Here is a 15,846-nt window from a genome sequence, read left to right on the forward strand (position 1 = left end):
ACCTTTGGGAAGTAGGCGTTGGTCAGATCGAATACGTGCCGACGCCGAGGTCGGTGAGCCACGCATCGTCGAACGCCTTAGTCAGATAGTTCGCACCGGTGTCGGGTGCGATCGCGACGACGACCGAATCCTGCGGGGCTTTCGCAGCCACCCGCAGGGCCACGGCCACGGCGAGCGCAGACGAGGGGCCGAGCAGAAGGGCCTCCGACGCCGCGAGCGTGTGCACGGTGTCGTAGATCTCCTGATCCGACACCACGACGTACTCGTCGACGACCTCGTGGTGATAGGTCTGCGGCCAGTTCGCCTGCGTCCACCTGTTGCCGGCGCCCTCGACGTTGATCGGTCCCGCCGCGTTGCCGCTGTAGGTCGACCCGGTCGGGTCTGCGCCGATGACCCGGATGCGATCGGCCGAGACATCTTTGAGGTAACGGCCGGTTCCGCTGATCGTTCCGCCCGTGCCGACGGATGCCACGAGGTGCGTCACCTTCTGGGCCGTTTGGCGCCAGATCTCCGGACCGGTGGTCTGGTAGTGAGCTCCGGGGTTGCTCTCGTTCTCGTACTGCGACGGACGCCACGCGTTGGGCAGTTCGGCCGCGATGCGATCGGCGATGGCGCGAGCATTGTTCGGGCTCTCGGGCGGAGCCTCCCAGTCGGCCTCGACCAGGCGGGCACCGTAGGCCTTGAGCACGGCCCGCTTCTCATCGGAGATGTACGCGCTGTGGATGATCACCACGGGGTGCCCCGTGAGCCGGCCGACGAGGGCCAGGCCGATGCCCGTGTTGCCCGAACTCGACTCCACGATGGTGGCGCCCGGCTTCAGCGCACCGCTCGCCTCGGCGGCACGGATCATATGCAGGGCGATCCGGTCCTTCGCCGATCCGCCGGCGTTGCGACTCTCGAGCTTCACGAGCACTCGCGCCGGAAGCCCCTTCGCGATCACGTTCAGTTCGATCAAGGGCGTGTTGCCGATCAGCGAGACGACCGAGGGGGTGATGTCTTCGACGAGGTCGGCACACGCCTCTTCTCCCGACGCCGGAGCGGCCAGGGGGCGAGTGTCGATGTTCGTCATGAGCCGAGAATACGGCGACGAAGACGCTCCACACCGTCGTGTGTCGCCCTGTTACACAGCGGTCGTCGAGGCTCCTCCGAGGGCACCGGCGCTAGCATTGCTCGCGGTATTCGGAGTCAGTCAACTGGAGGTACTCGCATGAGCCAAGGATCACTCGTCTTCGCGGGCGGCGGCGTCGCCGGGATCGCGTGGGAAGTCGGCGTTATGCAGGGCCTCCTCGATGCAGATCCGCAGCTCGTCGAGAGGCTGCTCGCACCCGACACCCGCATCATCGGCACGTCCGCCGGATCTGCTGTCGGTGCTCAGCTGGCCGGTGCGACCGGAGTCGCCGAAGCGTTCGCGACACAGCTCGAGGAGGAGACCGCCGAGCTCGGAGCCGACATCGACGCGGTCGAGCTGCAGGCGAAGTTCGTGGCAGCCATCGACGGTGCCACATCCCCCGAAGACGCTCGGCGCCGCATCGGCAGACTCGCTCTTGAGACCCCATCGGTCGACGAGAGCGTTCGTATCGAGGTCATCCGCTCCCGGCTCGTCGACACCCAGTGGCCGCAGCGCGACCTCAAGGTGACCGCCGTCGAGGTCGAGTCCGGCGACTTCGTGGTCTTCGACCGCACGAGCGGGGTCGAGCTCGCCGACGCGGTCGCCGCGAGCTGCGCCGTTCCCGGCGTCTGGCCGCCGGTCACGATCAACGGCTCGCGTTATATGGATGGCGGGGTGAGGTCGGGCAGCAACGCCGATCTCGCGGCCGGCTCCGATTGGGTCGTCATCGTCACGCCTCTTCCCGGTGTGGGTGAGCCGGGCCTCGGCACGATCGCCACGGCCGAGCTCGACGCGCTCGGCGGCGTTCCGACGGCCATCATCTACGCCGACCAGGCTTCGATCACCGCCTTCGGCCCGAATCCTCTCGACCCCGCCACGCGCCGCGCGTCGGCCGAGGCGGGCCGCGCGGTCGGCCGCGCATCCGCGGAGCGTGTGGCCGCGATGCTCCCGGCGGCGCTCTAGAGGTGCTGTACGAGAGCCGGGGCGCGCGTCCGCGTGTCGATCCGGATGCGCTGGTCGCGGCATCCGCTGTCGTCTCTGGTGATGTGACAATCGGGCCGGGCTCACGGGTCATGCACGGCGCCGTGCTGACCGCCGAGGACGGTCCAATCGTGATCGGCGCCAACGTCGTGGTGTTGGAGAACGCGGTGATTCGCGGGCGAGCGGGTCACGCCGCGATTATCGATGACGGGGTCATGGTCGGGCCGCACACCCACGTCAACGGGTGCACGATCGGGACCGGTGCGTTTCTCGCGACCGGGGCATCTGTTTTTCCCGGCGCGGTCGTCGGCGAGGGTGCCGAGGTGCGCATCAACGCCGTCGTTCAGGTCAACACCCGACTCGCGGCGGGCGCCGTCGTTCCCATCTCCTGGGTAGCGGTCGGCGATCCGGCTCAGTTGTTCTCACCCGACCGACACGACGAGATCTGGGCTGTGCAGCGCACGCTCGATTTCGTGGGCACGGTCTACGGGGCAGGGGCCGACGCGACGATGAAGAACATCATGCGGTCTCAGTCGGAGTTCTACGGCGCGCACCGCGCCGACGTCGAACTGCTCGGCTGAGGCCGGTCGCTTTCTCGCAGGAGCTGGCGTCGAAGCACCAGAGGTGCGAGCACGCCGAACAGCGCGACAAGCACTGTGACACCGATCATCGAGCCGCGCAGCCCGACCGCGCTCGACAGCAGGCCGACGTAGACAGGGCCGAGGAGAAAGCCGATGTAGGCGGTCGTGGCGATTATCGACGTCGTGCTGCCGCGAACGTCGTCGTCGATGCCACGCACCGCCTGACTCAGCAGGGTGGGAAACAACACCGACGTTCCGATCGCGGCCAGCGCAAGACCGAGGAGGGCGACGCCCACGTTCTCGGCCGCAGCCACGACCAGAGTGCCGATGACGGCAATGGCGGCACCGCCGATGAGGAGAGCGACAGCGGGGATCCGTGGGGAGAAGCCCACGGCGAAGCGGGTGATCGCCGCGCAGGCCGCGAAGGTCGCCGGAGCGATGGCGGCCAGAGCCGGCGACGCCTTCAGCTCGTCGACGAGGTAGATGGCGCCCCAGCTCTGGTGAGCGTTCTCTGCGGCAAAGCCGAGCGCCCCGACCAAGCCCACGATGATGAACGGCAGAAGCAGGGTCTGCCTGCTGCGCATGGTGTTCGTTGTGCGGCCGGTTCCGGATGCGGCTCGGGTTCCGGTTCTCGCATGGGTTCCGGTTGTCGTACGGGTTCCGCGGGCGAACACCACGACGCCGCTTGTGAGGATCACGAGGCCTGAGACGAGGAAAATCAGGGGCGCCCCACCGCCGCTGGCGAAGATCGCACCCGCTCCGAGACTGCCCACCACGACGAACGAAGAGAAGACGGCGTGTGCGAGCGTGATGATTCGACGGCCCGATCGGGCCTCCTCCCCGCCTGCGAGGGCGTTTGCGGCGACGTCGGATGCCCCCGATGTCGCGCCGACCAGAAGCATGCCGACGCACACGGCCACGATGTCGCGGGCAAATGCGGCCACGATGATGCCCGCTACCGCGAGGGTGACGAGGAGTAGACCGGTAATCCTGGTTCCGAATCGATCGACGGCTCGACCCGTGAACAGCATCGCCGGCAGCGCCCCGAGGCCGACGCAGAGCAGAGCGCCGCCGAGCTGAGCGTCTGACACCCCCGCCGTCTGTCTCAGCGCGGGCAGGGCCGCGCCCCACACACCCCAGAAGATGCCGAACCCGGCGAAGGCGACGAACGAGAGCGGAAGTCGATTCACTTGTGTAACGATACACAACAGCAGCGGTAGGGTGGTGTCATGGCTTTGCAACGCGTCACGATGAGGCAGGTCGCCGCCCAGGCCGGCGTCGCCCCCATGACCGTGAGCTACACGTACACCCGGCCCGAGCGCGTCGCACCCGACACCCGCGCCCGAGTGCTCGCCGCCGCTCAGCACCTCGGCTACGCGGGTCCCGACCCGGTCGCGCGCTCTCTACGCAGCGGAGCGACCGGCAATCTCGGCGTGGTGTTAGGCGAGCATCTCAGCTACGCCTTCGAAGACCCCCAGGCCGCCCGATTCCTGGCCGGCGTATCGAGCGTCTGCGTCGAGAAGCAGCTCGGGCTCGTTCTCATTCCCAGCGCCGGAGCAGCCGACGACGTCGACCGCGTGCGCGAGGCTGCTGTCGATGGCTTTGTCCTCTGGACGACCGACGTTTCAGACCCCGTACTCGCGGCGGTCGCAAGAACGGGCCGCCCCGCGGCCATCCAGGGCGGTCCCTCCGCCCCGGGAGTCTCCGTCGTCTCCCCCGACGACCGGAGCGCGGCGCGGGCCATTGCGTCGCACATGCTCGCTGAAGCCACCTCACCGCTGATCCTGTCGTTTCCCCTCGACCGCGAGCGGAGGGCGGGCATCCGGCTCGGGCCTGATACGTCGGTGGGCTTTCCGATCACGCGAGCACGACTCGAGGGGTACCGAGACGCGATCGACGAGTCTGGAAGGGCATGGAGCGACACACCCATCGCCGTGGTGGGTCGAAACACCCGCGACGATGGTCGAGGGGCCATCCGCGATGCGCTCGTGCGCGCGCGCCCCGATGTCGTCATCGCGATGAGTGACCAACTCGCCGCCGGAGCCATCGACATCCTGGGGTCGAGCGCCGCCGTCAGCGGGTGGGACGACAGCGACCTCGCCCAGACGCTCGGGTTCTCGAGCGTGAGCCAGTCGCTCTACGATCAGGGCGTCATGTGCGCTCGCATCGCTTCCGGGTCCGCCAGCCCCGAGTCCCCCGCCTGGAGCCTGACGCTGCGCTGACCGTTCGCCGCGTTCGGCGTCGGTGCGCACCCCTCGTCGGCGTTGGTCGAATAGGCCGCCCGCGGCCGTATCGAGACCCCATCCGGCGTCGCGACTGCTCCTTCACAGGGCACGCCTTCGGATCGTTATCTACAGATTTATTACCTGATCAACTAGCAAATGCCGGTTACTACTCGGTGTCGGTGGGTGCTGATTGACTGCTCATATGACATCAACGATCCCGCTCCTCGAGCCCGACCCGTACGTGGCCGCGCTCGAGCAGGTCGCCGCCCTCGATCAACAGATAGCTGCGCTGTCTGCGGTCAGGGCCAGACGCGTCAGCGACGCGAGAAACCACCTCCATCGGCAAGCACCGTCAGATACCTCTACAGGCGGGCCTGTGTGGTCGACGGCCCGCGTTGAACGGGTCGAGCTCGTCTCCGAGCTCGCCCTCCTGACCCGCCGCACCGAACACCGCACCGCCACGCTGGTCGACACGAGCACGGCCCTCGTTGATCGGCTCCCAGCAACCCTCGCCGCGGTCACCTCCGGTGCGGTGTCGTGGGAGCACGCCGAGATGGTCGCGAAACACGCGGACGGCCTCGAAGGCGAGGCCCTTGCCACGTACGACGCGAAGCTGGCTTCTCTGGCCGTCGAGATGAATCCTCGGCAACTCGAGAAGAAGGCCCGGCACGAAGTCGAACTCGTCCGACCATCGACCGCGGTGGAGCGCGCCGAGAAGGCAGCAGCTACCCGGCGCATCTACGTCGACCCGGCTGCGGATGGCATGGCCTGCCTCACCCTGTTCGCCCCCGCCCCTGAGATCCACGCGATCGCAGACAGGGCGGTCAGGCTCGCCGCCGGATTGAAGCAGGGTGGTGACCCGCGCAGCATGGGGCACCTGAAGGTCGACGTCCTCACCGACCTGCTCCTCAACGGTGAGACCTCGATACCCGGCGCGACCCGGGGTATTCGCGGCAGGGTGCACGTGATGGTCCCCGCGATGACACTGCTCGGCGTGGGTGACGAGGCCGCGATCCTCCGCGGCTATGGGCCGATCGACCCGGCGACCGCCGCGCAGTTGACGGCGGAGGCGACGTCGTGGCGACGCATTCTCACCGACCCGATAAGCGGGTGCATCCTGACAACCGACCCACGGGACTACCGACCGACTGCGCGCATGATCGATCACGCAAGGCTCGTGCACCCGACGTGTGTGTTCCCGGGGTGCACGGTCCCGGCGGAACAGGCGGATATGGACCACACCGAGCATCATGCCTACGGCGGCGACACAATCCCTGAGAACCTCGCCCCGCTGAGCACGGAGCACCATCGCGTGAAGCACCACACCAGATGGCAGTTCATCCAGAACGTCGACGACACTCTCACCGCGACGTCACCGGCGGGTCACGCGTATCTCGTCCGCCCGCAAGGACAGATGAAACCTGCGCCCCGGCAACTCGTCGCCCTGGTCGCCGCCACGGCGGCTGCCGCCACCACCCCAGAAGAGGAGCTCGGAGACTGCCCCTTCTAACGCCCTATAGATATCTGCGCCGATCGAGTAGCGGCGCGAGGAACGAGCCCCGCATATCGAGATCACCGGAGCTGGTCTCGCCGCTCGTCTCACGCCGCTGGCAGACTGACGCTATGCACAGCCGTCACGTCAGCCGCGTCATTTCGGCGAGCCCGGAATCCGTCTACGAATTCGCAGCGAACCCCGACAACCTGCCGAAGTGGGCGTCGGGCCTAGCGCAGTCCGAGGTGACCCGCGAGGGCGACACCCTGTGGGTCGAGTCGCCGATGGGCCGTGTCTCCGTGCGATTTGTTGCGCCCAACGAGTTCGGCATTCTCGACCACGACGTGACACTTCCGTCGGGCGTGACCGTAACCAACCCTGTTCGAGTGATCGCGCACCCCGACGGCGCCGAGATCGTTTTCACCGTTCGGCAGCTCGATCTCGACGACGACGAATTCGAACGCGATGCGACCACCGTCGGGGAGGACCTCGATCGCTTGCGTCGGCTCGTCGAAGACGTCCGCGCCTCAACTGGCGGACCCACCGCCTCCTAGGCTGAGTGGGGTAAACCGTCGAACGGAGCATCCTTGCCTGTTATCGCCCACCTCAGCGACCCGCATCTGGACCTGTCTCCGGAACGATCGCGAAGACTCATCGCCGTCCTCGATCTGGTTCGAGATCTGTCTTTTGTCGACGGACTCCTCGTGACCGGTGACCTCGCTGACCATGGCGCTGCGGCAGAGTACGCGGAGTTCTTCGCGGCTCTTCCGGTCGGGCTCCCCACGCTCGTGGTGCCAGGCAACCACGATCTCTCGGCACCTTTCTTGGCCGCACTCTCCCACGCCGGCCACGAGCAGACACTCAGCGGCACCCTCGATCTCGGCGGCGTGCGAATCGTGGGGATGGATACCCACATCGATAGCCGTGACGATGGCTTCCTCACTCCGGAGTCGATGGCCTCCGCCCGCGAACGAATAGCCAGCGCCCCGGGGCACGTCGTGCTGGCGATGCACCACCCGCCGGTCCCCGTCGGGCACGATCTGGCCGACAGCCTGTACCGGCTCACGAATCCAGAAGCGCTCGCGGCGCTCGTTGCGGAGCACGAGCAGATCATCGGCCTCTTCACCGGTCACGTGCACGCCGGGTTGGCTACGACCTTCTCGGGTGTGCCGCTACTCGGAGCACCCGGGATCGTCTCGACGATGAGACTGGGAAGCAAGATCGATCCGATCGCCGACACGACAGCCATGCCGGGACTTGCGCTGCACACCATCGACTCGGCTCAGATCCGGACCGTTTTTCATCACCTCAGCCCGTCGGCCTTGTGAACCCCGCGCTGACGTCCGCCAGAGCCAGGGGCATCCTCGCCATGACGACCTCGGCGATCCTCATCTACCTCGGCGTCGATCTCGCCATCAGTTCTTTTCGCTGAGAATCCGATACTTGAACCCGACGTGCGACGCCTCGAAACCGAGCCGCTCGTAGAAGCGGTGCGCATCCACCCGCGCAGCGTCTGACGTCAGCTGCACCAGCGGCACGCCAGCGGTACGAGCGTCCTCGATAGCCCAGCGCATCATGGCTGCGCCGATCCCTCGGTTGCGCTGACTCGACGAGACCCGCACCGCCTCGATCTGCAGACGCGAGGCCCCGCGCCTGGCGAGGCCAGGAATCACGGTGAGCTGCATGGTCGCGATGACAGTGCCGGCGCCATCCGAATCGCTCGACCCGTCTGAGTCGACGACTACCAGCAGACGCTGAGCCGGATCGCGGTCAATTGCAGCGAACGCTGCTTCATATGCCTCACGATCGCCGGCATCGGCCGAGTCGCCGCGCGCCGCACTGATCGGGTCGTCGGCGAGCAGGTCGATGATCGTGGGGAGATCCTCGATCGTGGCGCGTCGCAGCAGTGCGGATCCGGCGGGGAGCTCAAGGTTCATGTCATTCATCCGCTCCACGATACCGACGGAACAACGTGGTCCGAACCCAGGATCGGGCACCACGCCATCGAACTCCTGCGACTACCGACCTACCGAGCGGACGCATAGACTCACATCGAGCTCCTGTAACGAGGCGGGCGCAACACAGTGGGAGTTGTTGGTCGGTGTCGAGACTTCGTGAGAGCGCTCTCACTCTGGCGGCGATCGCACTCGTGGCGGCGGTCGTCTGCGCTTTCTCCGTCGCCACCTCCGCATACATCGATCAGCAGGCCACGGCGGGACTTCGTGCCGAGCTCTCCGCTCAGGCCGGCGAGGATCTCGCACTCCGGGCCTCTCTCGACAGCGTCGAAGACGCCGATCAACAGGATGCGGAAGTCAGGCGAGCGATCGCGAAGACGCTCGGTGCCGTCGAGGTGACGTTCGACACCACTCGCACGCTCGAGGCCGGCGCCATTTTCTCGACCGGAGATCAGTCGGGTCCCGCTGAGACGCTCACCGTTCCTGACCTCGAGACACGCGCTGTCTTCGAGACAGGAGCGGCACCCACCGTGGCCGACCAGGTCGCAGTGCAGGCGAATGCCGCCGCCGCCCTGGGGCTCAGCGCCGGCGACCAGGTCTCTCTCAATCAGGTTGTCTTCACGGTTTCCGGCACATGGCGCCCGAAAGACCCGCTCGACCCCCGCTGGTACGGCGACGAGGCCGTCGAAACGGGTGGGTCGGATCGACGAGGTCCTTTCGTCATCACCGAGGATGCGTGGGATCGCTTCGACCTTCAGCCAAAAGCAGTATGGACGGTGGTTCCGACATCGATCGACGACTTCACCTCGAGTAACAGCAGTTCCGTGGGCTCGGCGTGGGCCACGGTGCAACGAGCCTGGCGCGGTGAGGTATCCGGTTTCGATTCGCTGCAGATCCAGAGCCAACTCGCCCGTACCCTCGATGACTTCGATCAACGAGTCGAGGGACTACGCGCGATCGAACCGGTCGCCGCGGCACTCATTGCGGGCAGCGCTCTGGTTGCGCTCTGGCAACTCGTTCAGGTACTGGTCGCCAGCCGTGAACGGGATACCCTCCTGTTCTGGGCCCGTGGTCGATCCACGGCGGCGATCGCCTCGCGGGTGGCGGGTGAGGTTGCGAGCGCCACGGTGCTCGGCGCGGCAGTCGGCGTGTCCGCTGTCGTTATCGCACTCTCCGTGGCGCCAATTGCGGGTCAATCTCTCGTTCTTCGCCCCAGCGCTTTCGTCGTCCCGACGCTCGTGGCGATCGCTGCGAGCCTTATCGCCGCGGCGTCGTCCTACCGGTCGACGACCAGCGTCACACAATCGACGCGGGGCGGACGCGGCGACAGTAGGGCACGCCGCGTCGCCGCGCCCGGAGCGGTTCTTCTCGTCGCCATCGGGGCGGCGCTTTCGGTGTGGCAACTGCGGCGGTACGGATCGCCGCTCACGACCAACGCAGACGGGTCAACCGGCATCGATCCCCTCGTGGTCGTCGCCCCAGCCCTCGCTCTCATCGCAGTCGTGCTCGCCGCACTCGCTGCCTTTCCCGCCGTAGTCGGGCTGCACTCCGGGCGAATCCGTGGTTCCGGTGTACGTATTCACCTCGCCGCTCGCACGCTCGCTCGCCAGACAGCGCGCGTGGCCGCACCTCTCGTCATCGTCGCCCTCGCGGTGGGCTCCGGCACGATGGCAGCGACGTTCTCGGCCACGTGGTCGCATCTCTATGCCCAGAATGCAGCGCTTCATGTGGGCGCAGACGTGCGTGTCTCGTCGCCGCTGGCGCCCCTGTCGGCAGCGCAACGCGACGCTGTCGCCGCGACCGACAACGTCGTCGACGTTGTTCCGATCGACGTGCAGACGCTGTCGCTCGGCACCGTCACTGCATCGGTGGTTGCTGCGACCCCTGAGGCCCTGCGACAGGTCGCACACGACGCGGGCGGAGTCTTCGCTCCCGACGAGGCGGCAGACGACATCCAGATGGATGACCCCGGCCCGATCCTTCCGGACGGAGCGGATACCCTGACGCTTCGCGTCGAGGCGCTCGGATTCGACGCACCACCAGCCTTGAGCGCATGGATTGCCGATCGGCTCGGGAGCGTACGCTCCGTGACCTTCGCCAGCCCGACAGTCGAGGCGGATGGCGTTCTGGCGTACACCGTCGCCGTCGCCGCCGGAGAACACGCTGCGCCAGGGTCGCTCATCTCGATCGATATCTCGTTCGCGGATCAATCGTTCGATGTGATTCGACCCAGTTTTCGACTGGTGAGTCTCGACGCAGACGTCGGAGGCGCAGCCGAGACCGTACCGCTGGGCCAGTATTGGAGCCTCGACACCCTGAGCGACTTCGCCCTGCCCCCCGAGGGCAACGCTGGCGGCGATGGTTTTGCGCTGGATGCCGGACTCCCGTTTCTGCGGATGACATCGGCCAGTGACGGCTCAGCCAGCGAATATCTGCGACCGAGGGTTGTCATTTCCGCGCCACTGGCACGCGCCCTCGACCTACGGATCGGAGATCTCATCGCGCTGAGCCTGCGCGATGTCCTCGGCGATGCCAACGCCGTGGTCACGGCGATCGTGCCAGCGATTCCTGGCGCCGACAGCGACATGGCCTTGCTGATGGATCTCTCCGCGATCAACCATTTTCACCAACGAACGAGCAACCTCCCCGCCGAATCCACTGATCTGTGGATGACGACCGTCGACCAGCAGCAGCAGCAGGTGCGCGACTCCGTGCGCGGGGTTGTGCCCGCAAATGCTCAGATCGAGCTTCGCGACAACCCCGAGTCCAGGAAGGTTTTAGGCGCGGCGTCGATCGCGTTGTGGGCCTCCGCCGCGGCGTGCCTGCTGTTCGCTTTCATCGCCATGGGTTCTGCATCGAGTTCACGAATTCGATGGGGCCGCAACGATATCGCAGCGCTTCGAGCCCTGGGAATGCGACCCGCTGAGCAGTCGGCCGTCGTGATGCGAGAGATGCTATTCGTGCTCGCGGCATCGCTTGTCGCGGGTGCGGCCGCCGGCGCGCTCGTCGGCGCACTGACGGTGCCGCAACTCGCCCGCGCCGCCGTAGACCGTGGCTATCTGTCGTCCTCCGCGTCTCTTGCGGTGGACTGGACAGGGCTCGGCCTGCTGCTAGGCGCGCTGGTCGTGGGAATCGCAGTTATCCTCGTCGATCTGAGCAGACGGGTCAGATCGCTCGCCTCGCGGCTTCTGCCGGGTGAGGGGCACGAATGAACGACTTCACCTCGTCGGTGCGCCTGCTCGCCGATCACCTGCGGGCAGGGTTTCGGGCATCCCTTCTCGTAGCCGTTCTTGTCACGGCGACGGTCTTCGTCGCCGCCATCGTGCCGCGCGCTGTCGCCGCGGTGGCCACTGCAGAACTGAGCTTCGAGCTCGGCAACGAAAGCCCTCGCCGTCTGGATCTGAGCGGAGAGGGCCGCATCGGCCTGCCCTCGTCGAGTGTGGGGACGAGCGCCCAGGGCATGCTCGGTGAGACCGACAGCGCGATCGCTCAGGTTCCGTCGACGCTCCCTCATCCCCTCGCCGACGGTCTCGGTGCCGCTGTGTGGGTTGCCAAGAGCTCGACAGGGCAGAGCTCGAGTAGTGCTGACGAGGGTGTGGATCTCTCGCTACGTCTCGCCATAGACCTAGCATTCGACGAACGACTGCATTACGTGTCGGGCGAAGCACCGCGGCCGTGGACCTTCGAAGACGGTACCCCCGCAGTGGAGAATCCGATCGAGATAGCCATCTCGCAGAAGTCGGCGACCGAGATGAAACTCGCGGTCGGCGACGTCGTTCCGTATTCATCTGCGGCCCTGAGGATCGCGGGGGTCTACGAACCCGACGATCCCGAGAGTGCTTATTGGACTCACGCTTACGACCTCGAACACCCCTTGATCATCCGAGAGACCGGCAGGGCTCCGATAATCCAAGCGAGCGTGTACGTCGCGCCCGACTCGATAGCCTCGTTGCGCGAACCGTTCGCAGCGGGCGTTCTCGTCGCGTGGATCACGGTCGACCCGGACGCGTATTCCTTCGCGGATCGGGAACAGCTGGCGACGCAAATTCGCAAGGCGTCCGCGACGCCGGTTGCGCTTCCCTATTCCGGCTCCCTCACTCTCAAGACGTTTTTCGCCGATGTGATAGAGAACACCGCGGTGAAGGTCGCTGCAACGGTTGCGCTCGTCGCACTGTCACTATCCGGTCTTCTCGGCGTGCTCCTGGCGACATATGCTCTGAGCCTTCAGACCCTCGTTCGCCGCAGGCGCTTCTCGCTGAGTCTCGCGTCGGCTCGAGGTGCCTCGATGGGTCAGCTTCGCGGCGTGATGGTCATCGAGGCGGCGGCGATCTCGATCCCCGGCTCGATCGCAGCCCTCTCGGCCGCCGCGATGGTATTGCCTGAGAGGGTCGGAGTCGATGGAGTGCTCGCGCCGGTAGCGCTGGCCCTGAGCCCGATCGTGCTCGCGGCGATTCTGGTCTCGCCCGGCGGCCTTCGCGATTCGCGCAACGACATCTCGGTGCGTTCGAGGTCTCGCATCCGGTGGGTTCTCGAGGCAGCGCTCATAGGCGCCGCAATCGTCGCCCTGGTGCTTCTGCAGCGTCGCGGACTCGTCTCCTCGGGTGACGTCTTCGGCGTCGATCCGCTGCTCGCCGCGACCCCTCTGCTTCTGGCGGCATCTGTCGGCCTTGTGGGGTTGAGGGTGTTCCCCATTCCCCTGCGTGCAGTGCGTGCCGTTGTTCGCCGGCGGATGGCGCCGGTGGCCGAGGTGGGTTCGGCACGAGCCATCCGTGACCCCGCAATCGGTGCAATCGCGGCGCTGGCGCTCATCGTCGGCGTGTCCATGGTCATGTTTTCAACGATCATGATCAGCACCGTCGATGTGAGCCAGCAGCGCGCGGCGACCGAGAGCGTCGGCGCCGACGCCCGCGTCGACGCTCACGATCTGCCCGACACGCTGCTCGACGACATCCGGCACATGCCCGGGGTCGACGCTGCCGCCGCACTGACGGTGCAGGAGAACGTGACCCTGACAGACGAAGCCGGAACCACCCGACTCGACGTGCTGCTCGTCGACCCGACCGCGCTCGCGGCGGTGCGCGGCGACCTGCCCGAGCTCGGGTCGGCGAACGAATCGCCGCACCCGGTGCTGGTGTCCCAGTCGTTGGCAGACCTTCTCGTGGGCACGGACATCCGGCTGGGTGACATCTCGATTCAGCCCACCGGCGTCGTCGCCGACTCCGCTGTCCCGGGGATGCCCGACGTCTGGCTGATCATCGATGACAATACGGCGGCCGAACTGGGCGTCAGCGAGCAGGGGCCGCGCAGCGTTCTCATCGGCCTCGACCAGAACTATGGCCCTGCCAGCATCGATGCGATTCGCAATGCGGTGTTGAGGGTGCAGCCCGACCAGTACGTCGAGTCCGCGGGCATCTACGACGTGCACTCCGAACTTCGCCAGAGAGAGGCCTCCCCCGCGACCTCCGCGATAGAGATCGCTCTTGTGCTCACTGCGGGGGCCACGTTGATCTTCACGATGCTCATCATCGCGCTGGCAGCCATGGCATCGGCGGCATCTCGAAATCGAGTGGTGGCAGTGATGCGAATCATCGGTATGACGCCGCCCCAGGTTCGCGCCCTCGTGGCCTGGGAGTTCGGGCCGGTCGCGATCTCTGCGCTGCTGGTGGGGGCGGGTGTCGGAATAGTCCTGCCCTATATCGTCACCGCGGTGCTCGACCTTCGCGGGTTCTTCGGCGGCACTACGCTGCCTACTCCGTCGATCGATCCGCTTTGGATCGCTGGCGCGCTCGGCATCTACGCGGTGACGATCGTGGCGGCTGTTCTTATCGCGGCGGCACTCGGAAAACGATTCGCCCCCGCATCCACCCTCAAGATGGGAGAGTCATGACGCGTCAGATCGAATGCGCCGACTTGGTCAAGATCTTCTCGACAGACGAGGTGGAGGTGCAGGCGCTGCAGGGGCTCACGCTCGAGGTCGACCAAGGCGAGCTGATCGCCATCGTCGGCGCTTCAGGCTCGGGCAAGTCGACACTGCTCGCCGTTCTCACGGGTCTCGAGGTTCCTACGGCGGGTCGGGCGATCGTCGCCGGTCACGACCTTCTCACCATGACCTCGGCGCAGCGAACAAAGTACCGGCGCCACACTGTCGGCTTCGTCTGGCAGCAGACCTCCCGCAACCTCCTGCCGTATTACACGGCGCGCCAGAACATCGCGATGCCGCTGGTCCTCGCGGGAATGCCCCGCGCACAACGGGCGAACCGCATTGACCAGCTCGTCGAACTGCTCGGTATGGGCGAGTTCGCCGGCCGACGGCCTTCGCAGCTCTCGGGTGGCCAACAGCAGCGCGTGTCGATCGCCGTAGCACTCGCCAACGAACCGGAGGTTCTCTTCGCCGATGAGCCGACGGGCGAACTCGACGACATCAATTCGCAGCTCGTTCTCGACGCTCTGGGCCACGTGAACCGCGAGCTGGGCGTCACCATTCTCATCGTGACCCACGACGAGGATGTGTCGGCGAAGGTGCGTAGGACCGTTCAGATCAGAGACGGGCGCCTCTCGACCGAAGTGCACCGCAGAACCGAGACCAACGAGTTCGGCGAGGAGCAGCACCGATCGCAGGAGTTCGTTGTGCTCGACCGGGTGGGGCGCCTCCAGCTTCCGCAGGAGTATGTGCGCAGCCTGGGCCTGAGCGGACTCGTTCGCGTGGAACTGGCCGATACCCACGCGCAAGTGCATCCGACCGAGCAGCCGGCCGCGAGCGAGACAGAGGACGACGAGAGATGAACGACGACGTGGTGCTGCGCTCCCAGGGCCTGACTCGCACCTATGGCAGTGGCGCAACAGAAGTGCGGGCCCTTGTCGACGCGACTCTCGACGTTCGCGCCGGCGAACTCGTGGTGCTGCGCGGGCCGTCGGGTTCGGGCAAGACCACGCTGCTCAACCTTCTCGGAGGTCTGGATATCCCGACCTCGGGCACGGTCTGGCTGGGGTCACGGCAGGTGACCGGCGCGAGCGATCGCGATCTGGTCGATATGAGACGGCGAGAGATCGGCTACATCTTTCAGACCTTCGCGCTGCTCTCGGCACTCACCGCAGCGGAGAATGTCGAGCTGCCGATGAGACTCGTCGGGGCCGACGCAGACGAACGAGCCGCACGGGTCGACGAGCTGCTCTCGGTCGTGGGTCTGGCAGAGCACGCGCAGCAAAGGCCGAACGAACTCTCCGGCGGCCAGCAGCAGCGGCTCGGAATCGCACGAGCTCTCTCCAATAACCCCCGACTGATCATTGCCGATGAGCCGACCGGACAACTCGACAGCCTCAACGCCGAGACGATGATGTCGTTGATCTCGACCCTGGTGCACGAGCGCGATGTCGCCGCGATCGTTTCGACTCACGATCCGAGAATGGCGGCTCACGCAGACCGCATCCTCGAGATCCGCGACGGTCGCCTGAGCGCACGACGCGGGCGCCACGCGGGAGCTCTGCGCGAAGGAATCTAGAATGG

The 15,846-nt window shown here is 66.4% G+C and carries 13 protein-coding genes; 10 read left to right on the forward strand and 3 right to left on the reverse strand.

Annotated elements, in window-relative coordinates:
• Positions 1 to 22: 22 nt before the first annotated feature.
• Positions 23 to 1,069, reverse strand: a complete 1,047-nt coding sequence (locus CCK87_RS09510) for a pyridoxal-phosphate dependent enzyme (RefSeq protein WP_086461132.1) — start codon at positions 1,067 to 1,069, stop codon at positions 23 to 25.
• 138 nt (positions 1,070 to 1,207) lie between these two features.
• On the opposite strand from CCK87_RS09510, the gene CCK87_RS09515 reads away from it, so the two are divergent.
• Positions 1,208 to 2,071 carry a patatin-like phospholipase family protein gene (locus CCK87_RS09515; protein WP_086461133.1) on the forward strand — a complete coding sequence of 288 codons (864 nt, stop codon included), beginning with the start codon at positions 1,208 to 1,210 and terminating at the stop codon, positions 2,069 to 2,071.
• Positions 2,072 to 2,073: 2 nt separating this feature from the next.
• A complete protein-coding gene (locus CCK87_RS09520; RefSeq protein WP_086461134.1) occupies positions 2,074 to 2,670 on the forward strand; it encodes a gamma carbonic anhydrase family protein in 597 nt (198 codons plus the stop codon).
• On the opposite strand, the gene CCK87_RS09525 is transcribed toward CCK87_RS09520, so the two are convergent.
• Positions 2,631 to 3,860, reverse strand: a complete 1,230-nt coding sequence (locus CCK87_RS09525; protein WP_170927212.1) for an MFS transporter — start codon at positions 3,858 to 3,860, stop codon at positions 2,631 to 2,633. The two genes, CCK87_RS09520 and CCK87_RS09525, sit on opposite strands and share 40 nt — an antisense overlap.
• A 39-nt stretch (positions 3,861 to 3,899) precedes the next feature.
• Between CCK87_RS09525 and CCK87_RS09530 the strand changes: the two genes are divergently transcribed.
• The 4 genes from CCK87_RS09530 to CCK87_RS09545 all read left to right on the forward strand — a co-directional run bounded on the left by CCK87_RS09530 (position 3,900) and on the right by CCK87_RS09545 (position 7,715).
• Positions 3,900 to 4,892, forward strand: a complete 993-nt coding sequence (locus CCK87_RS09530; protein ID WP_212638205.1) for a LacI family DNA-binding transcriptional regulator — start codon at positions 3,900 to 3,902, stop codon at positions 4,890 to 4,892.
• Positions 4,893 to 5,097: 205 nt separating this feature from the next.
• A complete protein-coding gene (locus CCK87_RS09535; protein ID WP_086461136.1) occupies positions 5,098 to 6,405 on the forward strand; it encodes an HNH endonuclease signature motif containing protein in 1,308 nt (435 codons plus the stop codon).
• 113 nt (positions 6,406 to 6,518) lie between these two features.
• Entirely contained in the window at positions 6,519 to 6,941 is a 423-nt protein-coding gene (locus CCK87_RS09540) for an SRPBCC family protein (RefSeq protein WP_086461137.1), read from the forward strand.
• A gap of 33 nt (positions 6,942 to 6,974) precedes the next feature.
• Entirely contained in the window at positions 6,975 to 7,715 is a 741-nt protein-coding gene (locus CCK87_RS09545) for a metallophosphoesterase (protein WP_086461138.1), read from the forward strand.
• Positions 7,716 to 7,802: 87 nt separating this feature from the next.
• Here CCK87_RS09545 and CCK87_RS09550 read toward each other — a convergent pair whose 3' ends face one another.
• Positions 7,803 to 8,333 carry a GNAT family N-acetyltransferase gene (locus CCK87_RS09550; RefSeq protein WP_170927213.1) on the reverse strand — a complete coding sequence of 177 codons (531 nt, stop codon included), beginning with the start codon at positions 8,331 to 8,333 and terminating at the stop codon, positions 7,803 to 7,805.
• 155 nt (positions 8,334 to 8,488) lie between these two features.
• Here CCK87_RS09550 and CCK87_RS09555 point away from each other — a divergent pair, with 155 nt between their 5' ends.
• The 4 genes from CCK87_RS09555 to CCK87_RS09570 are packed head-to-tail and all read left to right on the forward strand — an operon-like array spanning position 8,489 to position 15,841.
• On the forward strand, positions 8,489 to 11,554 hold the full coding sequence (locus CCK87_RS09555) for an FtsX-like permease family protein (RefSeq protein WP_086461139.1): 3,066 nt from the start codon (positions 8,489 to 8,491) through the stop codon (positions 11,552 to 11,554).
• The gene (locus CCK87_RS09560) at positions 11,551 to 14,229 is read left to right on the forward strand and encodes an ABC transporter permease (protein ID WP_086461140.1); all 2,679 of its coding nucleotides are present in this window, start codon (positions 11,551 to 11,553) and stop codon (positions 14,227 to 14,229) included. Before CCK87_RS09555 ends, CCK87_RS09560 begins: the two co-directional genes overlap by 4 nt.
• Positions 14,226 to 15,125: an ABC transporter ATP-binding protein gene (locus CCK87_RS09565; RefSeq protein ID WP_086461141.1), complete on the forward strand. Its 900-nt coding sequence runs from the start codon at positions 14,226 to 14,228 to the stop codon at positions 15,123 to 15,125. The genes CCK87_RS09560 and CCK87_RS09565 overlap by 4 nt, the downstream gene beginning before the upstream one ends.
• Positions 15,122 to 15,841, forward strand: a complete 720-nt coding sequence (locus CCK87_RS09570; RefSeq protein ID WP_086461142.1) for an ABC transporter ATP-binding protein — start codon at positions 15,122 to 15,124, stop codon at positions 15,839 to 15,841. The genes CCK87_RS09565 and CCK87_RS09570 overlap by 4 nt, the downstream gene beginning before the upstream one ends.
• Positions 15,842 to 15,846: the final 5 nt, after the last annotated feature.

Origin of the sequence: Agreia sp. VKM Ac-1783 (genome assembly GCF_900177765.1) — a bacterium.
In the GTDB taxonomy this organism is placed as follows: Bacteria; Actinomycetota; Actinomycetes; order Actinomycetales; family Microbacteriaceae; genus Agreia.